Source organism: Colwellia asteriadis, from assembly GCF_039523295.1.
Classification (GTDB): domain Bacteria; phylum Pseudomonadota; class Gammaproteobacteria; order Enterobacterales; family Alteromonadaceae; genus Colwellia; species Colwellia asteriadis.
The window spans coordinates 138757-156278 of sequence record NZ_BAAAFA010000005.1; the positions used below are offsets into that span (position 1 = coordinate 138757).

14 protein-coding genes, 1 other RNA gene and 3 pseudogenes are annotated in these 17522 nt (G+C 36.7%); 3 read left to right on the plus strand and 15 right to left on the minus strand.

Annotated elements, in window-relative coordinates; genetic code table 11:
* Positions 1 to 124 precede the first annotated feature (124 nt).
* On the minus strand, positions 125 to 2995 hold the full coding sequence (locus ABD005_RS08570; RefSeq protein ID WP_343816970.1) for a TonB-dependent receptor domain-containing protein: 2871 nt from the start codon (positions 2993 to 2995) through the stop codon (positions 125 to 127).
* A gap of 540 nt (positions 2996 to 3535) precedes the next feature.
* On the opposite strand from ABD005_RS08570, the gene priC reads away from it, so the two are divergent.
* Entirely contained in the window at positions 3536 to 4204 is a 669-nt protein-coding gene (priC, locus tag ABD005_RS08575; RefSeq protein ID WP_343816972.1) for a primosomal replication protein PriC, read from the plus strand.
* A gap of 121 nt (positions 4205 to 4325) precedes the next feature.
* A complete protein-coding gene (locus ABD005_RS08580; protein ID WP_215980741.1) occupies positions 4326 to 4598 on the plus strand; it encodes a late competence development ComFB family protein in 273 nt (90 codons plus the stop codon).
* 122 nt (positions 4599 to 4720) lie between these two features.
* Here the strand turns inward: ABD005_RS08580 and ABD005_RS18190 are convergent, their stop codons facing one another.
* From ABD005_RS18190 to ABD005_RS08595, 4 genes and pseudogenes are all read right to left on the minus strand, one after another.
* Complete coding sequence (locus ABD005_RS18190; protein WP_425544890.1) at positions 4721 to 4888, minus strand: IS3 family transposase; 168 nt, start codon at positions 4886 to 4888, stop codon at positions 4721 to 4723.
* A 187-nt stretch (positions 4889 to 5075) separates the two neighbouring features.
* Positions 5076 to 5584: pseudogene (locus ABD005_RS08585) on the minus strand (IS3 family transposase); the annotation flags it as partial.
* A 191-nt stretch (positions 5585 to 5775) separates the two neighbouring features.
* Positions 5776 to 5872, minus strand: an RNA gene (gene ffs, locus ABD005_RS08590) — signal recognition particle sRNA small type.
* Between the two features lie 230 nt (positions 5873 to 6102).
* Entirely contained in the window at positions 6103 to 7056 is a 954-nt protein-coding gene (locus ABD005_RS08595; RefSeq protein WP_343816974.1) for a DUF3014 domain-containing protein, read from the minus strand.
* Positions 7057 to 7320: 264 nt separating this feature from the next.
* On the opposite strand from ABD005_RS08595, the pseudogene ABD005_RS08600 reads away from it, so the two are divergent.
* Positions 7321 to 7584 (plus strand): annotated as a pseudogene (locus ABD005_RS08600) (hypothetical protein).
* A 5-nt stretch (positions 7585 to 7589) separates the two neighbouring features.
* On the opposite strand, the gene maiA reads toward ABD005_RS08600, so the two are convergent.
* The 10 genes and pseudogenes from maiA to pspA all read right to left on the minus strand — a co-directional run bounded on the left by maiA (position 7590) and on the right by pspA (position 17282).
* Positions 7590 to 8228: a maleylacetoacetate isomerase gene (gene maiA / locus ABD005_RS08605; protein WP_343816976.1), complete on the minus strand. Its 639-nt coding sequence runs from the start codon at positions 8226 to 8228 to the stop codon at positions 7590 to 7592.
* A gap of 147 nt (positions 8229 to 8375) precedes the next feature.
* Positions 8376 to 9365: a fumarylacetoacetate hydrolase family protein gene (locus tag ABD005_RS08610; protein ID WP_343816977.1), complete on the minus strand. Its 990-nt coding sequence runs from the start codon at positions 9363 to 9365 to the stop codon at positions 8376 to 8378.
* A gap of 148 nt (positions 9366 to 9513) precedes the next feature.
* Positions 9514 to 11064, minus strand: coding sequence for a transcriptional regulator TyrR (tyrR, locus tag ABD005_RS08615; protein WP_215980499.1), 1551 nt, complete (start codon positions 11062 to 11064; stop codon positions 9514 to 9516).
* Positions 11065 to 11208: 144 nt separating this feature from the next.
* Complete coding sequence (locus ABD005_RS08620; RefSeq protein WP_215980500.1) at positions 11209 to 11556, minus strand: 4a-hydroxytetrahydrobiopterin dehydratase; 348 nt, start codon at positions 11554 to 11556, stop codon at positions 11209 to 11211.
* Between the two features lie 82 nt (positions 11557 to 11638).
* Positions 11639 to 12448 (minus strand): annotated as a pseudogene (gene phhA, locus ABD005_RS08625) (phenylalanine 4-monooxygenase); the annotation flags it as partial.
* A 439-nt stretch (positions 12449 to 12887) separates the two neighbouring features.
* Positions 12888 to 13976, minus strand: a complete 1089-nt coding sequence (locus ABD005_RS08630; RefSeq protein WP_343816980.1) for a YcjF family protein — start codon at positions 13974 to 13976, stop codon at positions 12888 to 12890.
* Between the two features lie 38 nt (positions 13977 to 14014).
* A complete protein-coding gene (locus tag ABD005_RS08635; RefSeq protein WP_343816982.1) occupies positions 14015 to 15511 on the minus strand; it encodes a YcjX family GTP-binding protein in 1497 nt (498 codons plus the stop codon).
* A 327-nt stretch (positions 15512 to 15838) separates the two neighbouring features.
* Positions 15839 to 16282, minus strand: coding sequence for an envelope stress response membrane protein PspC (gene pspC / locus ABD005_RS08640; protein ID WP_343816984.1), 444 nt, complete (start codon positions 16280 to 16282; stop codon positions 15839 to 15841).
* Positions 16279 to 16506 carry an envelope stress response membrane protein PspB gene (gene pspB, locus ABD005_RS08645; protein ID WP_215980505.1) on the minus strand — a complete coding sequence of 76 codons (228 nt, stop codon included), beginning with the start codon at positions 16504 to 16506 and terminating at the stop codon, positions 16279 to 16281. The genes pspC and pspB overlap by 4 nt, the downstream gene beginning before the upstream one ends.
* Positions 16507 to 16619: 113 nt before the next feature.
* Positions 16620 to 17282, minus strand: a complete 663-nt coding sequence (pspA, locus tag ABD005_RS08650; RefSeq protein ID WP_215980506.1) for a phage shock protein PspA — start codon at positions 17280 to 17282, stop codon at positions 16620 to 16622.
* Positions 17283 to 17522 lie beyond the last annotated feature (240 nt).

The window sequence follows — 17522 nt, forward strand, 5'->3', positions numbered from 1 at the left end:
GAAAATATCAGAGGGGATTATCTTATAGTTGTAATATCGTTCAAGTATTTCTTGAACGATATTAAACTGTTAGGTGGGGTTTATTGTTATTAACTTAAAGTTAAGTATCTTTACAGTTCAGATATTAAAACTTGTAGTTAACACCTAAAGTAATACGCTGACCGAACAAGTCATAGAACTCGCCTTCATCATAAGAGAATGGGTTCGCTGGCGGGGTGCGATCAAACATATTTAATATACCTGCTCGCACTTCTAACGCATCAGTAACTTGATAACGACCTGTTAAGTCAAACGTTGTATACGAGTGAATATCGTTATAGTTATTTTGCTCTGCATCCCACTCATTGTCTTCAACAGTGCTTGCACGGTAATTAATCTTTAAAGTTAACGAAAGGTCTTCATAAGCGTAGTTAGTGATAAAGCTTGCTTTCCATTTAGGGAAACGCTGCTCACCATCTTCTATATAAAAGTCTTCTTCGAAGCCTGTATCATTGCCTTCACGGCTCTCATTGTATGTTGCAATTAGTCGAGGTGAAAAATTACCAAATGAAGTTTCAACAGCATAGTTTACCTCCAAATCAAGACCACTCATTTTACTTGATGCCGAGTTAATCGGACGAACCAAGAAGTTGTCTATTTCATACGTACCAGCTGTACGTTCAATTAACGTACAATATAAGTTATCAAGCGATTCAGATTCGTAACATTTTTTAGCTATAGTTCTATCATCTGGGTAACTAATTTCGTTATCAAATTCAAACGACCAATAATCAACAGTTAAACCTAAACCTTCGATAAAGCTCGGGTTATACACAAAACCAATAGTATAATCGTCAGCCACTTCATTGGTTAATTCTGCATTTCCTGAAACAAAACCTGAGTTGTTTGTACGTTTCCAATCATCTGATGGTTCCCAGTTTACAGGAATTCCATCAGCGCGACAGTTACGTTCAACATTGCCTTTTTTCTCAGCTGATGCGTTATCAATTGCACCTTGTCCACATGGATCAGAAAAAGAAGCAAATGTTTGCGAACCTGGAGAGTATAATTCAGTAATATTTGGTGCACGTACTGAGCGAGAAACATTACCGCGCATAGTAAACTCGTCATTCAAGATATAAGTTAAGCCTACTTTGTAAGCGTAATCATTACCCGTTGATGAATAATCCATATAGCGATATGCTAATTCAAGAAATATATCATCAGCAATAACTGAATCTGTGATTAATGGTACAGATACTTCAACTGCTGCTTCGATAACGTCAAATTTACCAGCTGATGACGCACTTTGGTTACCAAAGATTATTCCACCTTGAATACCTGAATCAGGGCGAGTAGTTGACTCCTCTTCACGATATTCTAATGAAAATGCACTAGCCACAGTACCGGCAGGTAGTTCGAACAAATCACCTGACACTGTTACGGCCGCTGACATTTGGTCAATGGTTGCATCACGCATAGCTGTTGTACCTACATAATCAAGCGCTTCTTGGGAGGCTAAGTTTTTCCCCCAAAGGTTTATAGGTGAACAACCTGATTTGGCACCAATAACTTCACCTGCATCGTTACGATCAGCACAAACTATTTCACCATTCCAATTAACTGCATCGATAGCGTTTTCATAGTTTTGCGTAAGCATTTCGCCATGCCAAGTTGTTATTTGTGAAACTTGTCCTTTTTGAATATAGGCATCATAAGACCAATCATCACTAATTATCCCTTCAAAGCTTAAGGCTGCACGTACGGTGCTTCTGTCTTGCTCGTATTTACGATGTCCTAAAACATCGGTAGTATTGTATGCGGTAAATGAAGATACATCACGGTCTGCAAAAAATTGTTGTGTTTCGTCGCTAAAGAAAGCATTGTCAGCTCGAAGGCTGGTAGCTTTAAAAATAGGTGACGACTCGCCATATGCAGAGGTATCTGAGTATAGGAACTCAAAACTCATAGTATGGTCATCATTAATGTTATAATTATATTGCGTTGTAACATTCAGACGTTCTAATGGTGTACGAACATACTTATTATCTAAAAAGTGATAACCATCGCCTTCACCGGCAAAGTAATTAGTATTACGACTACCCGGAGTTAAACTTGCTGGCAGTGTATCATTTTGCTCAAATGGGCGAATAGTGCCATCATCAGCAAATATATAGTGGCCATCAGCCATGAAAAAATCGCCCGTAGGAGAATAATATCCTAGTTTTGTATTACCTTTTTTCCAAACTGATCTACGAGGAATACCATCTTCATTATCAACATTATCAGGTGTATCATAAGCAATTGGACCATTAACTAAGAAATCACGTTGATGTCCTGCAAGTTGCTCTTGTTTTGCATATGATATATTTGCAATGAAGCTACTCTTTTCACCTTCGTCACCAAATGTAAGTGACAAATATGACTCTTCACCGCCATCTTCGGTTGGAATTGAACCTGAAGCATCAACTTCAATACCGTCAAATGACTTTTTAGTAATAATGTTTACCACACCAGCTACAGCATCAGAGCCATAGATTGCAGAGGCACCACCTGTAGTAATCTCCATTCGATCTACCATAGCTGTCGGTATATTATTTAAATCTACTGAAGAGCTACCTGGACTACCTGCAACAAAACGTCGCCCATTAACAAGTACTAACGTTTTAGAACTACCTAATCCACGAAGATCTGTTGTATTTAAACCATTAGCATAAATATTATTATTTGATGTTTCAGGTGAAATTCCTACTGCTGCTGCAGGTAGTTCACTCAATAAATCAGCTACGTTTGTAATGCCTGCTTTGACAAAAGCGTCACCAGAAATAACTGTTACTGGAGTTGGTGATAACTCACCAATACGCTTAATTTTAGAGCCGGTTATTTGAATACGCTCTACTTTTTCTTCTGCAACTTCTTCTGCAGCGAAGGTTGGAACTGAGATAGTTGCCGCAGCGCCTGCACCAACCATCATTGCTAAACGGATAGCCTTAGCAACTTTAGAATTGTTATACATGTTTACTCCCTGGATCACAGTGTGATTTGGTTATATTTTTGTTTTAATCTTTAAGATGTAAAGCAAAGCTATACTGCTTTGTCTTTACGTTGAACTGGTCATCGACCCGATCTGTCACTAGCATAGTAAACGTATTCAATAAAAAACGTCAACACCAATTGTTACACAAATGAAAATTCCTTAACAAAATATACACCTATGAAAAGCTCAATAAAAAACCCAAAAAAAACAAACGTAAACCATTAAAAAAAAAGGAGTTTATTAAAGTCACCATTAAATTAAACTCTAATAAAATTATTTTAGGAGGCTAACAACTGTACCTAAATAGTGACAATTTTAAGAAATAAAGTAATTATATATTTAATTTTTGTAAATATTTATATCTAGAATTATCTAAAACCTTAACAAATTGGTTAAGTTGCTGTGGTACAATATCTACGAAAAGCTTTGTAGATATGGGGTTACTTATTTATTCGCAGTTAAAAATAAGTGATACCTTTATTCATTCTATTTGCATCATTTGGTTCCAAAGATTAATTCATGACTCAACTTAACAGCGTTAACGCAACAAATAGACTTAAATACTTGCTAGAACAAATTAATCAGCAAGCAAAAGCTATTGATCAACAAAATACACACTCGACATCTCATAAACTTATTGAAAATAACAATCTATTCTCAGAGCACTTATTCCACTGTCGCAGTGATCAGTTTTTACATTATGTCAAAGAAGTTGAAGAAAGAATTAATGATTTCATCCGCTTAAATAGCTCTAGCACTCAAAGTAATAATCGAAGTAGCTTAGCTATAACAACATTGCAACAAATAGAACAACAAATCTCGGCCCTGTATAATGCCATACAAGCAAACGCTGCTATGCACCAAGCCGCACAAATAAATTTTGATGCGGTGAAAAAAGTCAAAATAAAATACGCTAAACAAAAAAATGAAAATAATAAATATCATGATGTAACAAGTAAGGTGTTAAGTAGTAGTCACCTTTTATACGAAAAACTTAACGAACATCACGAATTTGAACGCAGGTTACTCAATATGATAACTGAGCGCGAACAACAGCGCAGTGTAGCGAAACAAGTAAACAGTGAGCAGCTTTCTAAAGAGGTGCTCGCGTTGCATCAACGCTTAGGCCGTTGTCGCCATGCAATATCAATTATTGAACGTGACATTGAGTTTGCTGAGAAGCGGTAATTTATTTAAATCGCAACAAGTAATAGTTATTTTTAGCCTGATAAACAGCGTTCTATTAGCATTTTGTCTACACTCAGGTTACTCTCAATAATAAATCAATAATTTAATCTTAAGGCTTACTATGAAAATTTCTGATGATATTCATAACTACTATGAAAAATTAGTTATGCAACAATTTGCTACTGCCAAGTTTGATGAAAAATATGATGATGACTTTATTGCTGATTTAACTTGCGTTGTATTAAACCAGTTACCAACTCGCTATATACGACACGAGGTTGATATGGCTTTTTATCTACCGCCATCTGAGCGTTTTGAAATGGAAAGCAGAGTTAAGTCAGCGATTTCAAAAGCAATTGAGTTTATGGCAGACAATAAGAGCAATGACTTCTAATTAATTATCCAATGAAAGCCATTAATATTGTATTTGTTAATGGCTTCTATACTCTTCTCTAAAGCATTTACACCATATCAAATATTTATTCTGTTTTGACTCTCCTTAGCTTAGTGTTCTGGTCAAGCTACATAAGACACATTTATTGTGGACTGATCAAACTCAATTGGAGAGCAGTCGCTATTTGATGTATGCAGCCTGATCTGATTGTAATATCTGATATAAACCTCAACATCTTCTTTCATATCACTACGTGTTAAATGGTAAATAACCTGAGTTCGGCTTAACAAATTTTTCTCTAGCGGCTACTTTTCCTAACTTCTTCATTAAATTGACTTGCAATAGGCCAGCTATTGACGCGAAATTTTCCTTGCTTATCATATGAAAAGAAGAAAAACTATCAAGCTAGCGATTCAGAAAAGTAATTTTTACTGATATTTCAATTTGTTAAATATATCTTCAACCGAGTTCAGGTTAAATATTTAATAGCCATTCTTTTTTCAAACTACCAAAGAACCGTTCAACAACAGCATTATCCCAACACGCGCCACGGCCACTCATAGAAGCAATAATATTGTTATTCTTTAACTGTTGTTGAAAACGATGACTCGTATACTGTGAGCCTCTATCACTGTGAAATATTAGCGCTTTAGTTGGTTGCCTGAGATTCAGTGCCATCTGCATCGCTCAACTAAATCAACGGTTATACGTTTATGAATTGACCAGCCAATGATGCGGCGAGAGTATAAAACCATCACTATCGCCAGGTACATCCAGCCTTGCCCCGTGCGAAGATACGTTACATCACCAGCCCAAACTTGATTGGCTTGTTTAGGATTAAACTGCTGATCAACAATGTTATCCGCAACGCTATGGCTGTGCTTACGCATCGTTGTGACTTTATAAGCAATTCGCTGTTTGACCTTTAAGCCCAGGGGTTCCATTAAGCGGGTTACTTTGTCTCGACCAACGTCAACGCCTTCTTTACTTCATTTTTCTAAAGGCTTCTTTTTTACAGCGTGTTCTTAATGATTGCCAAACAGAGTTATTCCGGTAGTAGTAAATACCATTGCGAATATATAAATGAGGGATTTTGAGCTGACTTCATTGTAGCACCTAATGTAGCAGTTACGCTTATTTAGATGTAAGTCATTGACTCCAAAGTATTAGGTGGCAACCCAAACAGCCACACCTCGGCACATGAGTCGTCTGCTGCGGTTGCTTCCTTCCGGACCTGGCCGAGTTCACAGAGTATCATTGCGAGGGGACCGAAAGGGTCACCATAGATGAATTACGTTACCAAAACCATTTAATTAGCTCTTAGTAAGTAAAGCGTGAGGATTATCGCTAATCACTAAGCTTGATGCAAGCACTTGTTTTAAAATCACGACTAAGTGCTCTTTTTTTAATCTTGAGTTGTGTTTAAGTCGTTATTTATTGGTTTACAACCAGATTAAATAACATTGTCGCTTGAGGTATGTTTACTACCCCAAGCTCAACTTTTTTATTTCAGCCCATTCTTTTCTTTAGCGAGCTTTTCGTTGATTTCTAATAACACTGATTTAATCACTAACAAATTCTCTTTACCTAGGCGTAATAATAATTTATCGCTATCAGGTAAGTTTTCAAGCTCTGACGATTGATATTTATACATAACGCTTGGTCGCGTTAATGTCATATCAGCTTTAGGCAGTTCCATATCCAGTACGCGAGTAATAGCGTCTTGTAATGTTAACGTAAAGTCATCTTCATAACCTAGCTCACTATACGCTTTGTCAATCAATGGCTTAGCTTCAAAATATGAATCAACTAGTGTAGTACTGTCCATTGAACGTAATAAATCAATATAGGTATCAAAGCGTTTGCTTGTGGCTTCATTCCATTGCCATGTAGGTTTATCTGCACTTTGTTCACTTGATGTTTGCTCAGCATCAAATTTTTCTGCAGGCAAAACAAACGGGCTATGTTCATAAGCAATAGCGCCTTGTGCAAAGTTATCGGTAAAAACAACAAATCGACGGATCATGTCGTCATCAATCACTAATTGCAGTAATTCTGTTCTCCAAGTGAGCTCTGGTAATTTAGTTTTTATCCATACATCACTTTCATCGAGTATGGGTAATGGGGTTTCTATCACTTCAACAGGCTCTATTGCAGTAGGCTCAGGTAATGTTGCGCTTTCTTCAAGTGGAGTGTTTTGATTTACCGTATCAATCGCGTCTACAACGTCTTCAATCACAGCTTCAGGTGCGGTGGCTTTTTCTTTAATTTGACTGACAGGCTCAGGCTTGTTGACTGGCTCAATCGCCGACTCATCACCAGCAAACAGTAAAAAGAATAGTATTGCGATAACAATCACAATAGCTGCAATGATGATGTTATTTTTAGACGAGGTTGCCCCTTGCTCTGGAGCTTCTTGTTTTGTTATTTTTTGAGATGAAACGTCTGAATTATCCATAGTTACCTTTATTGTCGCTTAATTTATATGTTCACTGAGAAATTAACGCTATATGCTCTTTAATGATTATAGAGCAATCCCCATTGCAGCGCGTTTTTTAATAACTTGCAAGTAAGAATAACTGTTCTTTACGATTATTTATACGACTTTCATAAGATAATTTTGTATGTAAATGTAAGAAACACAAATACATACATTTAAGGGCTGTTGATCTTTCGCGGTTAAATTTTGTTCGAGATAAAAGCGTTTTAATCGCGGCGGACAGTGTGTTGCCTAGTCATTCTAAGCAAAGACTGTTCAACAAAGAATAAAACGCTTTTAGCCGAATCCTTCGGACAGCGTTTGTTGGTCATTTTTACTGCGTTATCACCTTTTTATGTGACGCTACATGGATGTAGCTTATTAGACAATGCAGGAGCTTATTGTCCTGAATAACCACACGACAAAGGCTCTGCCTTGTATAAATACCCAACAAAAAGCTGCAAAAAGAATCTCGAAAGATCAACAGCCCCTACACTAAGCCTCTAAATTTATTATTGTGCATCAGGTTGGTTTTCAGGCAATGCCTGAATAAATGCAGGTAACGTATTACAGTGTGCAACAATACGATTAATCGTTGGAAAAGCACTCATATCTACGTTAAAACGGTGAGCATTATAAACTTGAGCCACTAAACAAATGTCCGCAACAGTTACCTGGTCTGCAAAGCAAAAAGCCCCTGCACTCTGTTGTATTTGTACCTCTATAGCGGCAAAGCCCTTACTCATCCAATGTTCAACCCATTGCTGTTTGGCTATGTTATCTACCGCAAGTTGATTGGCTAGATACTGCTGAACTCGCAAGTTATTTAAAGGATGTATTTCACAAGCAATATCTAATGCCAGTGCTTGTACTTTAGCGCGAGCTTTTAAACAACTCGGGTAAAGCGACGCGCCTTTGTAGCTACTTTCTAAGTAGTCGATAATTGCTAATGATTGATTTAAATGAAAGTCACCATCAACCAGCGTCGGCACTAAATGTGTTGGGTTAAGTTGACTATAATCGGGTAAATGTTGCTCACCGCCATTATTAACTAAATGAACCGAGATTGAGTCAAACTCTATCTCTTTTAAAAATAGAGCAATACGTACTCTATATGCTGCGGTTGAACGCCAATAACCATACAGTTTCATTGTATTTCCTTTTAATTTTATAACGTTTATTACTTTTATTTATAAAAAAATGCTAATTAAATCCAGCCTGAGATATCAAGGAGGACTTAATTAGCATAGCGTTTTTTAATTTAATAGATTAAAAAGCATGACTGGTGAGTGAATAAATTAACTCGCTTTATACTCAACTACTTTTTGGTCAATAGCACCGAAAATACTTAAACCATCTTCATCAAGCATTTCAATTCTTACACTATCACCAAAACTCATAAATGGCGTACTTGGCTTACCATCGGCAATAATTTCTAACATACGAATTTCAGCCAAACAGCTTGAGCCAACAGAACGATCGTAGTTTGAAATAGTCCCTGAGCCAATAACACAGCCTGCTGATAAAGGGCGTGTTTGTGCCGCATGAGCAACAATGGTTGGGAAGTCAAAAGTCATATCAACACCACAATTTGGCTTACCAAATAAATCACTATTTAAATGGGTAATAAGTGGTAAGTGTAGCTTTTTACCATCCCATGCTTGACCTAGTTCATCAGGTGTTACTGCTACTGGTGAAAAAGCGCTTGATGGTTTTGAAGCAAAAAAGCCAAAGCCTTTTGCTAGTTCACCAGGAATAAGGTTACGTAATGATACATCATTCACTAACATTAATAGTTTAATGTGACTTGCAGCTTGCTCGGGTGATGCCCCCATAGGAACATCGTCAGTAATAACCGCAACTTCTGACTCAAAATCAATACCGAAGTCTTCGCTAGCAACATTAATATCATCACGAGGACCAATAAAGGCATCTGAGCCACCTTGATACATTAGTGGATCTGTCCAGAATGTTTCAGGCATTTCAGCATTACGCGCTTTACGTACTAACTCAACATGATTTACATACGCGCTACCATCAGCCCATTGATATGCTCGAGGTAAAGGCGACTCACATTCAGCTTGTTCAAACGCTAAGGTATTAGTTAATTCACCATTGTTTAGTGCTTGGTAAACATTTTCTAATTGAGGTGCGATATCAACCCAGTTATCAAGCGCAGCTTGTAACGTTGATGCTATATCATTTACTACGACAGCTTGGGTTAATGTACGGTTAACTACAACAAGTTGACCATCACGGGTATTATTTTTAAGTGTTGCTAATTTCATTATCAAACCTTGTTCGTTATAACAGGAAATATCAGATGAAAGTATGGTACGAATTTTTTTAATAACTACCAAATTATCCTAGCAGCTTAGTGATTATTCTACGGAACAATTTCTTTACGGCTAGGATTACACAAAAAAACACGTAACGTTATATTTTTACCGTCTTTTTATTAATATCGTATTCACGTAATTTATTCGCAATAGCGGTATGACTTAAGCCAAGTTTTTTCGCAAGTTGTCGCGTGCTTGGGTAAGCAGGATATAGCTTGCGTAACAAGTCAGCCTCAAAGCTTTTGACGGCCGCATCAAGTGTTCCTTCAAACTCTTGCTCTAAATATCCATGTTCGCGTGTATAGGCAGGCAACTGTAAATGACTGATCTCAATTTCATTACCTTCAAGTAATGAAGCTGCGCGTGTTAGTACATTTTCTAATTGGCGAATATTACCTGGCCACGGGTAATGCTCAACAAAATCTCGACATTCAGCACTTAATGACAGATGTGTACGCCCTATTTGCTGCGCGGCCTTATTAATAAAACATTCAGCTAATGGCAAGATATCGCTACGGCGCTCTCTTAATGGTGGCAATGAAAGACCAAATACATTTAATCGATAATATAAGTCTTCTCTAAACTCGCCAATGGAGACTAAGTGCAATAAATCTTTATTGGTAGAGCTAATAATTTTAACGTTGACTGTCACTTCTAATTCAGAATCTACGCGTCTAAAGCTACCATTTTGAATAACACGCAATAATTTACTTTGTAATTTAGGTGACATTTCACCTATTTCATCTAGAAAAACAGTACCACCATCGGCTAATTCAAAAATGCCTCGTTTACTGTTTTCTTTATCTTTTTCGCCAACACCAAATAGTTCAGATTCAGCAACGTCATCAGGTAGCGCGCCACAATTTAACGTCATAAATGCATGCTCAGATCTTTCACTTGCGCCATGACAAGCTTTAGCAAGTACTTCTTTACCGGTACCGGTTTCTCCCATAATTAAAATAGAAGAATCAAGTGAAGACATGCGTTTAGCTTCTCGTATAACTTTACGCATTGCACTCGAAGCAGCTTGTATACCATTAAACGTATTATCATTTGGCTGTTTAAAAGCACTAATTTGCTGACCTAAACGTGCTTCAGACTTTAAGATAAGTACTGCGCCAGCAAGCACCTGTTTGTTGCTTTCATCGGTTACATGGATTGGCATAATATCAGCAACGAAGTCATCGCCATTAAATTTCAAACGGCGTGTTTGTGCTAGCACATCACCACTATCTAGCCAGCGAGTAATATTGAAGCCCTTAAGCCATAAACTAATATGTTGCCCTACTAAGTTATCTTCGCTCAAACCAAGGATATTAGAGGCGATAGTGTTGGCCAGTCGAATATTGCCTTTAGAGTCAATAGAGATAAACGGGTCTGGAAAAGTTCTAATTAATGTAGATAGCTCGTTTCTTTCACGCTCAGACGGCATGTAAGGAGCTGTTTTTACGTCACCTACCCCTTCAATTAAGCGTAATTGCGGCATAAATGTTTGTAAATCGGAGAATTCTAAATCAGGAATATTAATATAAATACGTCCAGGCTGTTTTAATTCAATACCTCGAACGTTAATACCGTGTTCAACAAAAATACCTAATACTTTTTGACCCATGCCAACACGGTCATGACAAGTAATTTCCAAGCGCATTGCTAGCCCTTATACACAATTGAAGAGTAAAAGGGCTATTGTAAACTAATTTTTACAAGAATAAAGCACAACCTGTATCCAATTACATTTTGATAAGGTTTTATTCTCAAATTAGTGCTACTGATGGTTTTGTTATTTACGATATTATTGTGTTAACTGATCTGTTTTAGCTGCACAAATAAAGTCATTTTTATGTAAACCACCAATAGAGTGTGTCCACCATGTTACAGTAACCTTTCCCCACTCTAATAAAATAGAGGGATGATGAAATTCAGCCTCAGCTAACTCAGAAACTTGATTCGCAAATGCCCACGCTAGTTTATAATTTTTAAATTTATACTCTCGCTCTAACATCATCACATTATCACGCACTTGAGGTACCCAATCAGGGATTTGACCAATTAGTACTTTTAATTCTTCATCTGTTACTTTCGGCGCATCTACATGGCAAGCTTCACATACTTGTTTTGCTAGTGTGTCTGTTGTACTCATCTTTTTTCCTCAACTATTATGTATTTTATCAATCAATTTTATTTGTTATTTGTTATTTGTTATTTGTTATGTAAGTAAGCTTCTAGCTCGCTTGTTTCTCAGGAAATTTTGCTGGGTGTAACCCTAACATTTGTGCCTTAGCAACCAATTCCATAATTTCATCTACTTCAAACTTTCTAATATTATCTAAATCAGAAACCTTTGAGAGCATGTAATAAACAGGCTGCATAATGTCAATGCGGTATGGTGTTCTTAAAACATCAAGAATATCAAACGCTTTACGCTCTACCTCTTGGTTAGTCATAGCGTAGTCAGTTTCGCCTGGTGAAGAAAGTACACCGCCACCATAAATACGCAAGCCTTTAGGTGTATCAAGTAAACCAAACTCAATGGTAAACCAATATAGCCTTGCTAAAAAAACACGTTGCTCTTTACTCGCATTCAAGCCCATTTTTCCATACGCTTCAGTATAGTTAGCAAAAGAAGGATTGGTTAATAATGGGCAATGACCAAAAATTTCATGAAAAATATCAGGCTCTTGTAAGTAATCCATTTCTTCGCGATTACGAATAAAGGTCGCGACAGGAAATTTTTTCTCTGAAAGCAATCGGAAAAACTCACCAAAACCAATCAATGCTGGTACAGGGTAGCACTCCCATCCAGTTTCTTTTCTAATAACTTGGCTAACCTCTTCTAGCTGCGGAATACGCTCTAGCGGTAAATTTAACTTAGCAAGCCCTTCGTGATATTCATCACATGCTTTACCTTCAATACAAGCTAACTGTCTTGTGATTAACTCTTGCCAAATGCTATTTTCTTCATCTGACCATTGAATGTTCCCTGCTTCATCTGGAACGCGAGATACATAATTTGTTCCTTTTGCCATTGTATTAACCTTTCTATAATTGAATTCTTATAATCGTTATTTAACCTAAGATCAGGTTATTTATTATTTTTGTTATATTTAGTGTTATTGCTCTCACGTTAATATTTACCGATTAAAGATATTAGCGTTAGAGAACTTCTACGTTTGATCACGCAAACGAGACTGTATTCATAGTATGCCAAGGCGTGAAATAAAAGAATGCAACGTCACACGGTCAAAAAACAAACAAAACGAATACTTGTAAAAAAAAAGTTACAGAGATAATTACACTTGTGGTTACGTCAGTATTAAAGTGGGACTAATGCTCAAAAACTTATCATTCAATGGTATTTAAAAAGGAAGGAAAGTGATGCTAGCGCAATGGTTTAAGTTTATAAAAAATAGTAAAAAACATTTAATTTACGCAAGCATCGATTATTTAAATAAACTCAAACAGTTAAGTTATTTATTTTTTAGGAGAGATTAAGGTTTTAATTTGGCTAACCAGTTTTTTACGTACACTCGATAGTTTAGGTTTATCATCAAAAGGAATTGGACGACAAAGCTGCATTGTTTTAACACCTAAGCGTGCTGTCAGCATACCTGCACCTAAACCTTGCGCAAAACGCGTTGATAATTTCCCGAGTAACTCAGCGCCAAGTAAATCACTCCCCAAGTCACTGATAATTTCGCTTGCTCCTGCATAAGCCATATTAACAAAAACCTGTTTAATTAACTTAATACGACTCCAATAGCCAAGCTTTAGTCCATAAAGGCCGGCAACTTTATTTATCATACGTAAATTACGCGATAGCATGATTAACATATCTATAATTGCAATAGGACTTAGAGCAACCAACACAACCGCCTCAGTTGAAAACTTAGTTACTTCATTTAAGGCTTTTTCATCAACTTTACTAAGTACCACACGTGAATATACCTGCAATAGCTCTTGTGTATTATGGTTTGCATCGACCGCGTTTAGCCATGCCTTTTTTTCTTGTTCATTACTAAAAGCAATATCGCAAGGTAAACTTTCAGTAATGTTTTGACAAAAAGCTTCAGCTTCTTTGCTTGAAGCGCCTTCATGTGCCAATAAGTATGCAGCTTGCTTTTGTACTTTTTGCTGTGCATTAAAGTGCTTTAACCCTAACAATTCTCGCCACAAGCTTCTGATACCAACCACAGACAAACACGCTAAAAGTGCCGCATAAAAACTGGTCATAATAGGCGAGCTTGAAAAACCAGAAATAAAAAACAGGCTTGCTTCAATGACTACAATCGTAACAAATAACCCTGCTATTACTCGCCAAAGCCACGACTTACTATTTTTTTTAGTGCTATGGAGCGTTGCATCATCACTTAATAGTGGTGTTGCATTAGTTAACTCGGTGCGAGTATCGTAAGCATTCGTATTATTGTCAGATAACACAAAAGATTCATTATCTTGAAAAATGATTTGCTCGTTAATTGATTCGTCTGCCGCCGCCGTAATTTCTGGCTCATCAAATAACACTTGCTGTTGGTGAACATCTTCTTTTTTAGTGCTTGTCATACTGCTTACCTTATTGTTAGCTTTTAATTTCTCTATTGCTAGAGCATTTTATCCGCTAATAAAAACTGTAATACTTGATCCATTCGAATATGGGGTAAGCTTTCATTTTTGCTTGTTCCCCCAATAGGCGAAAAGTTAAAAAAGTTAAATTTATTTTGTTGCCAATAACTTTCTTGTGGAAGCTTCTCAGGTACAGAGCCAGGAAAAACCATAATATTCTTCCCTGTTGGTGGCTGTGATTTTTTATCTCTATTGTTATTGTTATCTAAAACAGTGCCTTGTAATACCGGAACTGTTTTTCCTTGATGAGTAGTACTACCAACTTGTGTTGTTCTAACCGAAGCTATTGCGAGGGTTTGAACTTCAACCGCTTCAAAGTTTAGTTTATTTTTACTCTGATGAATTAACTCGTTAAATAAGGAAACCATAGGTGCATGTTGCTCTGGGGTAACATGATCAGCTTTAGTAGCGGCAAAAAGTAGTTTATCTATTTTGGGTGAAAAAATCCGCGAGAATAGCCCTGATTTTCCGTAACTATAACTTTCGAGAATCATACTAATTGCTTGTTCTAAGTCTTGAAAGCTCTCTTTACCGTTATTCAGTGGTGTTAAACAATCAGCTAAAACAATTTGCCGATCGAACTTAACAAAGTGTTGGCGGTAGAATTTCCGTACCACATGCTCTTTATATTCTAAGTAACGGGCTCTGAGCATACCGATAACACTATCGTCACTAGCATTTTGGTAGTCATTACCATCAAGTTCGGCTAAAGCAGGGAAAGGAAAAAACTCTAAAATTGGCGCTCCAGCTAGCTCCCCAGGCAAAATAAAACGTCCAGGTTGAATAACAGACAAACCTAATTCATACCTAAATGTGTGCAGTAATTGAGTATATTCTTTTGATAATTCGGCTAATACTTCTTCATTTGCAGGGGCAAAGGGGTCAATTTCGGCGACTTTATCTAAAAACTTTTGGCTACTGTCTAACCGTGGCTTAGAAGATAATAACTCACAGGTAAACTCGGACCACTGTTGGTACGTTTGCTTAAGCATAGGTAAATCAAGTAACCACTCACCTGGGTAGTCGGTTATATCTACCGTTAAAGTCGCCATATCTTTTACATACTTTAATAGTGACGCTTTTGGCTGATACCTTATGGCAAGTCTTAATTCACTAATACCATGCGTTGGCTCTGGCCAGTGTGCTGGCAACGCTGTGAGTGAGCTAATACTACTATCATAATCAAACCGAGGAACACGAAAGTGCTTTTGTGGAATACGCTTAGCCGCAATAAAGTTGCCTTGCTGTACAGGATCAAAAAAACTGAGCTGACTGCCCTGCCCTTCGTTAATAAGCTGATTAACTAACGAAGTAATAAAAGCAGTTTTCCCACTACGACTTAAGCCCGTTACTGCAAGGTTAATATGTTGGTCGATAGAACGATTTAGTAACTCTGCCGTTTTGTTTTTTAACTTATCTATGCGTTTAGGATTAAACAACCCACGATGTTTTGATGATTTATTTGAGGAGGTCATAGCTAAGCACTTAGTTAAATTGAATAAAACATCAATAAATCAACTAACCATTATGGCTACCTAGTTAATTTAATCGACCAATTAAACAATATTAAGATTTAAAATAATAACTGAAACAATACGTTAATTGAATTTTTCTGTAAATACATAAGTTGCATCTCAATTATATCTTAGCAGGGGGTTGTTGATGTATTGCTTTGTATATAAAAGGCTATGCTCTTAAAAAAGGTTACTTTCTTGAGGAAGGTAACCTTAATATATCAATAAATTAGCGTTTGACTGCATTAACCCAACTTGTATTACATCTATAATGACAATAAATAAAAACTAAAGCTTATTAATTTCACGAGATACCGTAAATTCAGGTGAAGTTACGTACTGCTCCATAACCTGTAATTTACGTTCAAGCTGTTTAAACTTACGACTAATATCATAAAAAGCCTGTTGAGGTGGCTCTCCTGATTGCCATACTCGCCCTTTCACTTTAATAGTTTCATGACTAATATCATCGTTATTACTGCGTTGCTGATATCGGCTACTTTCAAAGCCACCTTGTTCCATTTTATGTGGGTTGTTTGGCGCTTTATCTAATATAAACCAGCCCGCAATATAGATGAAAATCAAAAACGGCATACCAAAAAGAACGCCTGAAACAACTAAAATACGTACTAACCAAATTTCCCAACCAAAGTAGTCTGCAATTCCTGCACACACACCGGCTATTTTCCCTTTACTTGGATTACGGTATAATTCTGAGCGTTTTTTACTCATAGTTTAGACCTCCAATTAGGTGTCTCCGCATCTAAAATAGCTTCAAGGGTTTGAATTCTATCACTCATCTGATCGGCCATTTCTGACAATTCGGATAACTGAATATACTCTTCTTGACTTAGCCCTTGGCTTACTTGCTTTTTACTTCGGTAATGTAAAATTAACCAAATAGGGGCAACAATAACTAAAAATATAATTACCGGCGCGACAATTAATTCTTCCACAATAACATCTCCTTCATTTTGCTATTTCACCTTTAGTTTAAGCAACTCATATAATGATAAATTTACTCAAATTCCCTAAAGGCGTCGTTAAATCAGCATTAATTGGCGGTAATTTACTTAGATTTTTTCATTTTTTCTTTTAATTGTGCTAATTCGTCATCAACTTTAGCATCGGTCTCTAACTCAGCAATTTCACTCGCTAATGATTTACTGCCAACATCGTATGAGTCGACTTGTGCCTCAATACCATCAATTTTACGTTCATAATGATCAAATCGGTTTAGTGCATCATTAACACGCGTACTGTGAATGTTTTCTTTAACCTTTAAACGAGAGCTCGCGGTATTTTCACGAATTAACATCGCTTTTTGGCGCGATTTAGCATCGTTTAGCTTTTCTTGTAATTGCACCACTTCATTTTGTAATTTAGCAATATGCTCATCAACATGCGCTAATTCGTCAATAAGTGCTGTAGCACTTTCACTACATTTTTTCTTTTCCATTAAAGCAGCACGCGCTAAATCTTCACGATCTTTACTTAATGCAAGCTCTGCCTTGTCTTGCCATTGTGTCGCTTCTTTTTCAAAGTGAGTTACTTGGCGCGCTAACTCTTTTTTATCCGCAATAGTTTTGGCTGAGCTTGAGCGTACTTCAACTAAGGTATCTTCCATTTCTTGAATGATTAAACGCACCATCTTCTTTGGATCTTCTGCTTTATCTAATAAATTATTAATATTAGAATTAATAATATCGGTGAATCTTGAAAAAATACCCATAACTACATCCTCTTTTATGCTTTAATATCGCCGGCTTATCATAAGAAAAGGCGAATCGGCTTTATCGTAATTAATATTTTGTACCACTTAGTAAGATAACCTATTAACAAAGTAACTCACTAAGGTTACAGCAATGAGTTATTCACTTTTTGCGCCAACTTTATTAATAAATATAACACGTTGATTTATCGTTCTTTTTAACTTAATCAAAAAAATACTTTAATGATAGTGATTAATAAA